Origin of the sequence: Streptomyces sp. NPDC059994, assembly GCF_042737755.1 — a bacterium.
Classification (GTDB): Bacteria; Actinomycetota; Actinomycetes; order Streptomycetales; family Streptomycetaceae; genus Streptomyces.
Map to the genome: position 1 here is coordinate 18,992 of NZ_JBHWUR010000093.1, position 10,953 is coordinate 29,944.

The 10,953-nt window shown below is 70.8% G+C and carries 7 protein-coding genes; 6 read left to right on the top strand and 1 reads right to left on the bottom strand.

Features of this window, described 5'->3' with window-relative positions:
• The first annotated feature begins 45 nt into the window (after positions 1-45).
• A complete protein-coding gene (locus tag ACFWA7_RS31425; protein WP_385826501.1) occupies positions 46-1,497 on the top strand; it encodes a catalase in 1,452 nt (483 codons plus the stop codon).
• Between the two features lie 71 nt (positions 1,498-1,568).
• Here ACFWA7_RS31425 and ACFWA7_RS31430 read toward each other — a convergent pair whose 3' ends face one another.
• A complete protein-coding gene (locus tag ACFWA7_RS31430) occupies positions 1,569-3,959 on the bottom strand; it encodes a transglycosylase domain-containing protein (protein ID WP_385826503.1) in 2,391 nt (796 codons plus the stop codon).
• A gap of 259 nt (positions 3,960-4,218) precedes the next feature.
• Between ACFWA7_RS31430 and ACFWA7_RS31435 the strand changes: the two genes are divergently transcribed.
• Genes ACFWA7_RS31435 through ACFWA7_RS31455 form a run of 5 tightly spaced genes read left to right on the top strand, consistent with a single transcriptional unit; the run spans position 4,219 to position 10,884 of the window.
• Entirely contained in the window at positions 4,219-4,938 is a 720-nt protein-coding gene (locus ACFWA7_RS31435) for an ABC transporter ATP-binding protein (RefSeq protein WP_385540331.1), read from the top strand.
• Entirely contained in the window at positions 4,935-7,277 is a 2,343-nt protein-coding gene (locus ACFWA7_RS31440; RefSeq protein ID WP_385826505.1) for an FtsX-like permease family protein, read from the top strand. Before ACFWA7_RS31435 ends, ACFWA7_RS31440 begins: the two co-directional genes overlap by 4 nt.
• Positions 7,278-7,320: 43 nt before the next feature.
• Positions 7,321-7,845, top strand: coding sequence for a PadR family transcriptional regulator (locus ACFWA7_RS31445; RefSeq protein ID WP_190089936.1), 525 nt, complete (start codon positions 7,321-7,323; stop codon positions 7,843-7,845).
• Positions 7,842-8,534 (top strand): ABC transporter ATP-binding protein, encoded by a 693-nt coding sequence (locus ACFWA7_RS31450; protein WP_385540326.1) that lies wholly within the window; start codon positions 7,842-7,844, stop codon positions 8,532-8,534. Before ACFWA7_RS31445 ends, ACFWA7_RS31450 begins: the two co-directional genes overlap by 4 nt.
• Before the next feature lie 13 nt (positions 8,535-8,547).
• Positions 8,548-10,884: an ABC transporter permease gene (locus ACFWA7_RS31455; RefSeq protein WP_385826507.1), complete on the top strand. Its 2,337-nt coding sequence runs from the start codon at positions 8,548-8,550 to the stop codon at positions 10,882-10,884.
• Positions 10,885-10,953: the final 69 nt, after the last annotated feature.

Consider the following 10,953-nt stretch of genomic DNA (forward strand, 5'->3'; position numbering starts at 1 on the left):
CACCCATTCCCGATGGGGGTCATCCCCCGCTGAGGGAGGACGCTCGTGAGCACTCAGCCCTACACGACGAACAACGCCGGAGTCCCGGTGGAGAGCGACGAGCACTCGCTCACCGTCGGCTCCGACGGCCCGATCCTGCTCCAGGACCACTACCTCATCGAGAAGATGGCCCAGTTCAACCGGGAGCGGGTCCCCGAGCGCGTGGTCCACGCCAAGGGCTCCGGTGCGTACGGCACGTTCCAAGTGATTAATGACGTCAGCCAGTTCACCAAGGCCGACCTCTTCCAGCCGGGGCGGCGCACCGAGATGCTGGCCCGTTTCTCGACGGTCGCCGGGGAGCTGGGCTCGCCCGACACCTGGCGCGACCCGCGCGGCTTCGCGCTCAAGTTCTACACCGAGCACGGCAATTACGACCTGGTCGGCAACAACACCCCCGTCTTCTTCGTACGCGACCCGATGAAGTTCCAGGACTTCATCCGCTCGCAGAAGCGCCGCCCTGACAACGGGCTGCGCGACCACGACATGCAGTGGGACTTCTGGACGCTGTCCCCCGAGTCGGCGCACATGGTGACCTGGCTGATGGGCGACCGGGGCATCCCGAAGACCTACCGCCACATGAACGGCTACTCCTCGCACACCTATCTGTGGATCAACGGCGGCGGCGACAAGTTCTGGGTCAAGTACCACCTGAAGACCGACCAGGGCATCGAGTACCTCACCCAGGCCGAGGCCGACGACCTCGCGGGCCGGGACACCGACGTCCACCGCCGCGACCTGTTCGACGCGGTCAGGTCCGGGAACGCGCCGAGCTGGACGATGAAGATCCAGGTCATGCCGTTCGAGGACGCCCCCGACTACCGGTTCAACCCGTTCGACCTCACCAAGGTGTGGCCGCACGGCGACTACCCGCTGATCGAGGTCGGGCGGATGACGCTCAACCGGAACCCGGACGACTACTTCATCCACATCGAGCAGGCCGCGTTCGAGCCGTCCAACATGGTGCCGGGCATCGGCCCCTCCCCCGACAAGATGCTGCTCGGCCGGCTCTTCTCGTACCCCGACACCCACCGCTACCGGATCGGCCCCAACTACGCGCAGCTGCCGCCCAACCGGGCCCGCTCGCAGGTCAACTCGTACGCGAAGGACGGGCCGATGCGCTACGAACCGTCCCGCGCCGGGGCGCCGTACGCACCCAACTCCCACGGAGGCCCCGCGGCGGCCGTGGAGAGCTTCGGGGACCCCGCCGGATGGCAGACGGCCGGTGAGATGGTCCGCGAGGCCTACAGGCTGCACCGCGAGGACGACGACTGGGGCCAGGCGGGCACCCAGGTGCGCCAGGTGCTCGACGACGCCGCGCGCGAGCGGCTCGTCTCCAACATCGCGGGCCATCTGAAGGACGGCGTGAGCAGGCCCGTCCTGGAGCGCGCGCTCCAGTACTGGCGCAATGTCGACAAGGGCGTCGGCGACCGGGTCGCCAAGGCGGTGGAGGGCGGCTGAGCCGCCCCGCCAACGCGTCGGCCCCCCGCCCTGACGGGTGGGGGGCCGACGCGCGTGTCACAGGCGTGGGGCTACGGCGTGTTGCCGCCGCCCTGGATGGTGCCCTGGGTCGTTCCCCCGTCGGCCGTTCCGGTGGTGGTCCCGCCGTCGGCCGTGCCGGTGGTCGTGCCCCCGTTGGTCGTGCCGGTGGTGGTGCCCCCGTTGGTCTGACCGCCGTTCGTCTGGCCCCCGTTGGTCTGACCGCCGTTGGTCTGGCCCCCGTTGGTGGGGGTGCCGTTGGTGCCGCCGGTCGTCGGCGTGCGCGTCGGGGTGTGGGTCGGCGTGCGCGTCGGCGTCCGGGTCGGGGGGTGCGAGGGGGTACGGGTCGGCGTGCTGGACGGGGTCCCCGTCGGCGTGGTCACCGGGGGCTCGTCCGGCTGCTTGGCCGCGCCCTGGTCGGTGTCCAGGTCGAACTCGGAGTCGCCGCTGCCGACCGCGTCGAAGGTGTACGCGGCCCAGATCCGGGCCGGGATGGAGCCACCGGCGACCCGGCCGTCGATGTCGGCGACGTCCTTGAGGGAGACCTGGCCGCCCTTGCCGACCGTGGTCTCCTTGCCGTCGATCTTCACCGTACGCGGCCCGGCGGCCTCGCCCCACAGGCCGACGGAGGTCGCCAGCGACGGCGTGTAGCCGGTGAACCAGGCCGACTTGTTGTCGTCGGAGGTGCCGGTCTTGCCCGCGACCGCCTGCCCGTCGCGGTTGGACGCGTCCCGCACCGACCTCTTGGCCGTACCGTCGTCGACCACGCCGGTGAGCACCGAGGTGACGGCGTCGGCCGCGTCACGGCTGACCACCTGGTCGCCGATCGGGTCCGGCCTGTTGTACTTGGCCGTCTTGTGCTGGGCCGACTTGACGATGGACGGCGTGACCTTCTTGCCGTGGTTGTCGAGCGTGGCGTACGCGCCGGCCATCTCCATCGGGCTCGCGCCGTAGGAGCCCAGGGTCATGGCGGGATGGGCACCGACGCCCTTCATGTGGTTGAGGCCGAGCGCGACGGCCGTGTCCCGCAGCTTCGTCAGCCCCACGTCCACGCCCATCTGCGCGAAGACGCTGTTGACGGACTTGTTCATCGCCGTCTGGACGGTGATGGGGCCGTAGCTCTGATCGTCCTCGTTGGGCGGCGCGTAGCCGTCGCCGCCCTCGCCCTTCACCGGGCGCTTGTTGTCGCCGTTGTAGATGGTGTTGGCCCGGATCTCCTTGCCGTCCTGCGTCTCGGCCTTGTCGTTGAGCGCGGCGGCGAGGATCAGCGGCTTGAAGGTCGAGGCGGGCTGGTAGGTGGCCGTCTTCGCGTTGCTGATCTGGTGCTTCATGTAGTCCTCGCCGCCGTACAGCGCGACGACCGAACCGGTCTTCGGGTCCACCGAGACGGCGCCCGCCTGGACGTCCTGGTCGACCTTCTTCTTCTTGTCCAGCTTGCTGGTCAGCTCCTGCTTCACCGCACCCTCAAGAAGCTGCTGCTTCTTGGGGTCGATGTTGAGCGTGATGGTCCAGCCGCCCTTGGCCAGATCCGCTTCGCTGATGCCGTTGTGGACGAGCTCGTCCTTGGCGGCCCGGACCATGTAGCCGGTCTGGCCCTCCATGCCGGGGTCGGGCTTGGGCTCGATCGGCACCGGGAACTTCATCGACGCCCGCTGGGCCGCGTCCAGCTCCTTCATCTTGACCATGTTGTCGAGGACGTAGTTCCAGCGGTTGGTCACCAGCTTCTTGCCGGTCTCCGTGGCCACCGCCCAGTCGTACTGGCTGGGCGCCTGGAGCAGCGCCGCCAGATAGGCGCCCTGCTCGATGGTCAGCTTGGTGGAGTCCACCCCGTAGTACGCCTGCGCCGCGGCCTGGATGCCGTAGGAGTTGCGGCCGTAGAAGCTGGTGTTGATGTACCCGGCCAGGATCTCCTTCTTGTCGTACTTCTGGTCGACCTTGAGGGAGATCACCAGCTCCTTGAGCTTGCGGGTGACCGTCTGGTCCTGGCTCAGGTAGAAGTTCTTGACGTACTGCTGGGTGATGGTCGAGCCACCCTGCTTGCCCTTGCCGGAGAGGGTGTTCAGCAGGCCTCGGGCGGTGCCCTTGAAGTCGACGCCGGAGTCCTTGTAGAAGGACATGTTCTCGGCGGCGACGAAGTCCAGCTGGACCTTCTCGGGGATCTTGTCGAGCCCGACGACCTCACGGTTGAGCTGTCCGGTGCGGGCGATGATCTTGCCGTTGGAGAGCTTGTAGACGTTGCTCTGCAGCTGCGCCTGGGCGTTCGCCTCCGGGATCGGCGTCATCAGATAGATGATGTAGAAGCCGCCCATCGCGAGCAGGACGAGACCGAAGAAGGTGCCGAGCATCTTCTTCCAGGTGAAGAGCCTGCGTATCCGCCCGCCCTTCTTCTGCGTGGTCCGGCGCGCACCGCGCTGCCGGGCCCGCCGCTCTTCCGCTCGGCCCATAACCTCAGTCGCTCGCCTTCTTGACTCGCCAGATCAGCTCAGAAAAGTAACACCGCACGTGTGGACAAAGAGGAGCCGATCACGTCTTTTCCGTACGTGAGAATCAGCACCCGGTCCATGGGAACCGACTGACAAAAGGCCCTGAGGGTTGCCAGAACCCTGGATCCTGCCCGTTTTTGCATGGGAATGTCATGTTCCTCTCGGCGCTATGCACCAGGGGTATACACACCGCGTATACCTAGTGCGTATAGTTCTCCTCATGTCACTCGGCTCGTCATCCGGCCCGTCGTCCGGCCCCCTGCTCAGCGCGAGCGGGCTGCGCAAGGCCTTCGGCTCCACGCCCGCCCTCGACGGCGCGGACTTCTCCCTCTCCCCCGGTGAGATCGTCGCCGTCATGGGGCCCTCGGGGTCCGGGAAGTCCACGCTGCTGCACTGTCTCGCCGGGATCGTCCGGCCCGACGCGGGGACCATCACGTACGACGGGCGCGATGTGACCGCGATGAACGACACCCGGCGCTCGGCCCTGCGCCGCCGCGACTTCGGGTTCGTGTTCCAGTTCGGCCAGCTCGTGCCCGAGCTCACCTGCGCCGAGAACGTGGCGCTGCCGCTGCGGCTCGACGGGGTGCGCCGCAAGGACGCCGACCGCGCGGCGATGCACTGGCTGGAGCGCCTGGAGGTCGACTCGGTCGCCCGGCGGCGGCCTGACCGGATATCCGGCGGCCAGGGCCAGCGCGCCGCCGTCGCCCGCGCCCTGGTCACCGCGCCCCGCGTGGTCTTCGCGGACGAGCCGACCGGCGCCCTGGACTCGCTCAGCGGCGAGCTGGTGATGCGGCTGTTCACCGAGGCCGCCCGGGACACCGGCGCGGCCGTGGTCCTGGTCACCCACGAGACCCGGGTCGCCGCCTACTCGGACCGTGAGATCACCGTCCGCGACGGCCGCTCCCGCGATCTCACGCCCGCCCCGGCCGGTACGCGGTGAGCCGCCGCGTCCGTGAGCTGGCGCTCGGCGCCAAGTTCGCCTTCACCGGCGGCCGCGAGGGCTGGGTCCGTACGCTGCTGACCGCGCTCGGTGTCGGGCTCGGGGTCGCGCTGCTCTTCGCGGCGGCGTCGATCCCGCACGTCAACCAGGCGAGCAGCGCGCGCGGCGACGCCCGGGCGCCCGCCGCCTCCGGCAGCAAGAAGCCGTTCGAGCTCTCCGACAGCTCGGTGCTCTTCGACATGGTGGGCACCCAGTACCGCGGCGAGTCCCTCGGCGGACTCCTGCTGCGCCCCGAGGGCAGGCACCCCGCCGTGCCGCCCGGTCTGGACGCCCTGCCCGGCCCCGGCGAGATGGCCGCCTCGCCCGCCCTGCGCGATCTGCTCGACTCGCCGAAGGGCGAGCTGCTGCGCCGGCGGCTCCCGTACAAGGTCACCGCGAGCATCGGCGACGCCGGGCTCCTCGACCCCACCGAGCTCTTCTTCTACGCGGGCAGCTCCACCCTCAGCCAGGCGGGCGGCGCCCTTCGCACCAACGCGTTCGGCGGCGAGGTCGTGAAGCTGCCGCTCAACCCGGTCCTGGTGGCGCTCACCGTGGTGGCCTGCGTGGTGCTGCTGCTGCCGGTGATCATCTTCATCGCCACCGCCGTACGGTTCGGCGGCGAGCGCCGCGACAAGCGGCTCGCGGCGCTGCGCCTGGTCGGCGCCGACACCGGGATGACCGCCTGGATCGCGGCCGGTGAGGCGCTCGCGGGCTCGGCACTCGGCCTGCTGCTCGGAGCGGTCCTCTTCCTCTTCGGCCGCGAACTCGTCGGCGGCTTCCGCTTCTGGGACTTCGCCGCCTTCCCCGCCGACTTCACCCCGGACCCCGCACTCGCCGTGCTCGTGCTGCTCGCCGTGCCGCTCGCGGCCGTCGTGGTCACCCTCTTCACGATGCGCTCGGTGGCCGTCGAGCCGCTGGGCGTCGTCCGGGCCGCCAAGCCCCGCGGGCGCAGGCTGTGGTGGCGGCTGCTGCTGCCCGTGGCCGGGGTCACCGTCCTCGCCCTGTCCCCCAAGGCGGGCGTGGACGAGGGCGTCACCGACCCGAACCTGGTCGCCCTGGGCGCGATCCTCACCCTGACCGGTCTCGCGACGCTGCTGCCGTGGCTGGTGGAGGCGGCGGTCGCCCGGCTGCGCGGCGGCCCGGTCGCCTGGCAGCTGGCCGTACGCAGGCTCCAGCTCGGCGGCGGCACCGCGAGCCGGGCCGTCGCGGGGATCACCGTGGCGGTGGCGGGCGCGATCTCGCTCCAGATGATGACCACCGGCATCCACGCCGACTTCGTCCGCACCACCGACCAGGACCCCAGCCGCGCCCAGGTCGACGTCACGGCGGACTTCCCGAGCGGCGAGCGCGCCCAGCGGATGATCCACGACTTCCGCGCCACCAGGGGCGTCGAGGCGGTGATCGGCACGGTCGAGACCTATGCGACGCGGCCGGGCCACTACACCGGGGGCCGGATCCAGCCCACCACCACCCTGACCGTGGGCGACTGCGCCACGCTCGCGGAGCTCGCCCGCACCGGCTCCTGCCGGGACGGCGACACCTTCGTCGTCCACCCCGCGGACGACAAGCGGCTGAGCGCATGGGTGGACGAGACCGCGCGGCCCGGCGAGGCGGTCAACCTCGACACCACCTCCGACTACGACTCCTCGGTGAAGCCGTACCTGTGGACGCTGCCCAACTCGGCCCGCCCGGTCGTCTCCCGGCCGGACCCGATGGGCGAGCACCGGTACGGCATCTTCGCCACCCCCGGCGCCGTCGACGTCACCAAGCTCCCGGCGGCCGAGACCAAGGCCATGATCAAGGTCGACCGGAAGGTGCCGGACGCCGCGGAGTACGTACGCAACACGGCCGCCGCCATCGACCCGGCCATGACCGTGCGCACCATCGACAACGTCGAGCGCGACAAGCAGTACGCCAGTGTCCAGCGCGGGCTGCGGACCGGGGCGATCGCCACCATGCTGCTGATCGCGCTGAGCCTGCTCGTCTCGCAGATCGAGCAGCTGCGCGAGCGCCGCAGGCTCCTCTCGGTCCTGGTCGCCTTCGGCACCCGGCGCTCCTCGCTCGCCCTGTCCGTGCTGTGGCAGACCGCCGTGCCGGTCGTCCTCGGGGTCGTGCTCGCGGTCGCGGGCGGCACCGCGCTGGGCGTGGCCCTGCTCGACATGGTCGGCAAGGAGGTCACCGACTGGTGGCTTTTCCTGCCGCTCGCGGGCACCGGTACCGTCGCCGTCCTGGTGGTGACGCTGCTCAGCCTGCCCCCGCTGTGGCGCCTGATGCGCCCCGACGGCCTCCGTACCGAGTGACCCGACCACCGTCCGCAGACCTACAGCAGAAAGGCATCTGAGCATGTCCATCGGCCACACCCTCCTCGGACTCCTGGAGTCGGGCCCGCGCCATGGGTACGACCTCAAGCGCGCCTTCGACGAGAAGTTCGGGCACGACCGCCCGCTGCACTACGGGCAGGTCTACTCGACCATGTCGCGCCTGCTGAAGAACGGCCTCGTGGAGGTCGACGGCGTGGAGGCCGGCGGCGGCCCCGAGCGCAAGCGGTACGCGATCACCGAGGCCGGCATCACCGATGTCGAGGCCTGGCTCAAGCAGCCGGAGAAGCCCGAGCCGTACCTCCAGTCGACGCTCTACACCAAGGTCGTCCTCGCCCTGCTCACCGGCCGCAGCGCCGGCGACCTGCTCGACACCCAGCGCGCCGAGCACCTGCGGCTGATGCGCATCCTCACCGACCGCAAGCGCCGCGGCGACCTCTCCGACCAGCTGATCTGCGACCACGCCCTGTTCCACCTGGAGGCGGACCTGCGCTGGCTGGAGCTGACCGCCGCCCGCCTCGACCAGCTCGCCACGGAGGTACGCGCATGACGCCCGCCGGCTCCCTGCTCCTCGCCAAGGACCTGCGCAAGTCGTACGGGTCCACGCCCGCCCTCGACGGCGCGGAGTTCTCCATCCACCCCGGCGAGGTCGTCGCCGTCATGGGCCCGTCCGGCTCGGGCAAGTCGACGCTGCTGCACTGCCTGGCCGGGATCGTCACGCCCGACTCGGGGACGATCCTCTACAACGGCCGTGAGCTGTCGTCGATGAAGGACGCGGAGCGCAGCGCGCTGCGCCGCAGCGAGTTCGGCTTCGTCTTCCAGTTCGGCCAGCTCGTCCCCGAGCTGACCTGTACGGAGAACGTTGCCCTGCCGCTGCGGCTGACCGGGGTGCGCCGCAAGGAGGCCGAGCGCACGGCGCTGTCGTGGATGGAGCGCCTGGAGGTCGACGACCTCGGGAACAAGCGGCCCGGCGAGGTATCGGGCGGCCAGGGCCAGCGCGTCGCGGTGGCCCGCTCGCTGGTCACCTCACCGCGGGTGATCTTCGCGGACGAGCCGACCGGCGCCCTCGACTCGCTCAACGGCGAGCGCGTGATGCAGCTGCTCACCGAGGCGGCCCGGTCCGCCAACGCGGCGGTCGTCCTGGTCACCCACGAGGCCCGGGTCGCCGCCTACTCCGACCGGGAGATCGTCGTACGCGACGGAAAGTCCCGCGACATGATGCTGGAGCACTCCGTATGAACAGGCACACCATATGAACAGGCTCCGCGATCTCTCCATGGGTGCCAAGTTCGCGCTCACCGGCGGCCGAGAGGGGTGGACGCGCACGCTGATGACGGCGATCGGCGTCGGCCTCGGCGTGGCACTCCTGCTCGCCACCACCGCCCTGCCGGGCGCGCTCTCGGCGCGGGACGCGCGCGACAACGCGCGCAACGACTACGGCGCCGGGCAGGAGACACCCGCGGCCGCCGACACCATGCTGATCGCCCGTACCGACACGGTCTTCGGCGGTGACGACATCCGCGGCCGGCTGCTGCAGCCCGAGGGCGACCGGGCGCCGGTGCCGCCGGGTCTGTCCGCACTGCCCGCGCCCGGCACGATGGTGGTCTCGCCCGAGCTGCGCGACCTGCTGGCGTCGCCCGGCGGCAAACTGCTGCGCGAGCGCGTCCCGTACAGGATCACCGGCACGATCGGGAACGCGGGCCTGCTGGGCCCGCACGAACTCGCCTACTACGCGGGCAGCGACGCCCTCAAGGGCCACCAGGCGCTGTCCTCCGACCAGGTCGACGTCGAGCGGATCAAGACCTTCCCGGACAAGAAGTCGGGCGAGCCGATCGACCCGATCCTGGCCCTGCTCATCGTGATCATCTTCGTGGTGCTGCTGCTGCCGGTCGCGGTCTTCATCGCGGCGGCCGTCCGCTTCGGCGGCGACCGGCGCGACAAGCGCCTCGCGGCGCTGCGCCTGGTCGGCGCGGACAGCCGGATGACCCGCTGGATCGCGGCGGGCGAGGCACTGGCGGGCTCGCTCCTGGGACTCGCCCTCGGCACGGTGTTCTTCCTGATCGCCCGCCAGTACGTGGGTGAGGTCACGATCGCCCGGCTCAACGTCTTCCCCTCCGACCTGAACCCCAGCGCGGGCCTGGCGCTCCTGGTGGGAGTGGCGGTGCCGGCGGCGGCGGTCGGAGTGACGCTGTTCGCGCTGCGCGGTGTGGTGATCGAACCGCTCGGTGTCGTACGGACGTCGGTGCCGCGCCCGCGGCGCCTGTGGTGGCGTCTGCTGCTGCCGGTGGTCGGACTCGGCCTCCTCGTGCCGATGTTCGACAAGGGCCGCGACACCGGCTTCTACAACCAGACCCAGGTGATCAGCGGTACGGTCCTGCTGCTCATCGGCGTGTCGGCGCTGCTGCCGTGGCTGATCGAGACGGTGGTGCGGCGGCTCGGCGGCGGCGGGGTCGGCTGGCAACTGGCCGTCCGCCGCCTCCAGTTGAACTCGGGCACCGCGGCCCGCCTGGTGAACGGCATCGCGGTGGCGGTGGCCGGGGCGATCGCGTTGCAGATGCTCTTCAGCGGCATCGAGGGCGACTACGTGAAGTCCAGCGGCGAGGACACGGCCCGGGCCCAGATGGTCGTCCCGGTGTCCTCGAACCTGTCCAAGGCCGAACAGGCGCGCCGCGAGGAGAACCTGAGGGCGGTGCCGGGCGTGACGGGCACGACGACGCTGGGGAACATCGGCCTGCACACGAGGACGCCGGACCCGGACAGTCAGCAGTACGTCGAGATGGCGGTGGGCGACTGCCGGGCCCTGCGCGAGGTGGGCGAGCTGACCTCGTGCAAGGACGGCGACGTGTTCGTGGCGACCGGCGGCGAGTACGGCCGGGAGGGTGCGGCGGCGGGCGCCAAGCTGTACTTCTCCCCGGCGGACGGCGGAGACCGCAAGGAGACGGAGATCGCGTACACGGTGCCGCGCGACGCGCGCACGGTCCCGGCCCGGACGGACCCGATGGGCTTCAAGCGCGGCGGCCTGCTGGCCACGCCGGGAGCGATACGCAAGCTCACGAAGGCACGGGTGTACTACACGACGTACGTGACGACGCGGCCGGGCGACGCGCTGGTGGCCGACCGGGTCCTGAACGCGGCGTGGGCGGCGGACCCGTTCACGCAGGCGCGGCAGCTCAACGGCCTCAAGACGGCGGCGAGGTTCGCGGGGGCGCGGCGCGGTCTGTACATCGGCGCCGCCGCGGTCCTGCTGCTGATCGGCACGAGCCTGCTGGTCTCCATGCTGGAGCAACTGCGCGAACGCAAGCGCCTGCTCTCGTCCCTGGTCGCCTTCGGCACCCGCCGCACGACCCTGAGCTGGTCGGTCCTGTGGCAGACAGCCGTCCCGGTCGCCCTGGGCCTCACCCTGGCGGCGGGCGTGGGCCTGGGCCTGGGAGCGGTCCTGCTCCGCATGGTCGGCCACCCGATCCACATCGACTGGCCGTCGGTGGCGGGGATGGTGGGGATCGGCGGGGCCGTGGTGCTCCTGGTGACGGCCCTGTCGTTGCCACCGCTGTGGAGGTTGATGCGGCCGGACGGGTTGCGAACGGAGTAAGCACTGTGGGGCGCGGCGCGTTTCGCGTGCGGGCCGGTGGGGGCTGGGCGCGCAGTTCCCCGCGCCCCT

What these genes read in the sequence shown, in the direction of transcription:
- ACFWA7_RS31430 (WP_385826503.1), bottom strand. Translation starts at nt 3,959, where the DNA reads ATGGGCCGAGCGGAAGAGCGGCGGGCCCGGCAGCGCGGTGCGCGCCGG.
- ACFWA7_RS31435 (WP_385540331.1), top strand. Translation starts at nt 4,219, where the DNA reads ATGTCACTCGGCTCGTCATCCGGCCCGTCGTCCGGCCCCCTGCTCAGC.
- ACFWA7_RS31445 (WP_190089936.1), top strand. Translation starts at nt 7,321, where the DNA reads ATGTCCATCGGCCACACCCTCCTCGGACTCCTGGAGTCGGGCCCGCGC.
- ACFWA7_RS31450 (WP_385540326.1), top strand. Translation starts at nt 7,842, where the DNA reads ATGACGCCCGCCGGCTCCCTGCTCCTCGCCAAGGACCTGCGCAAGTCG.
- ACFWA7_RS31455 (WP_385826507.1), top strand. Translation starts at nt 8,548, where the DNA reads ATGAACAGGCTCCGCGATCTCTCCATGGGTGCCAAGTTCGCGCTCACC.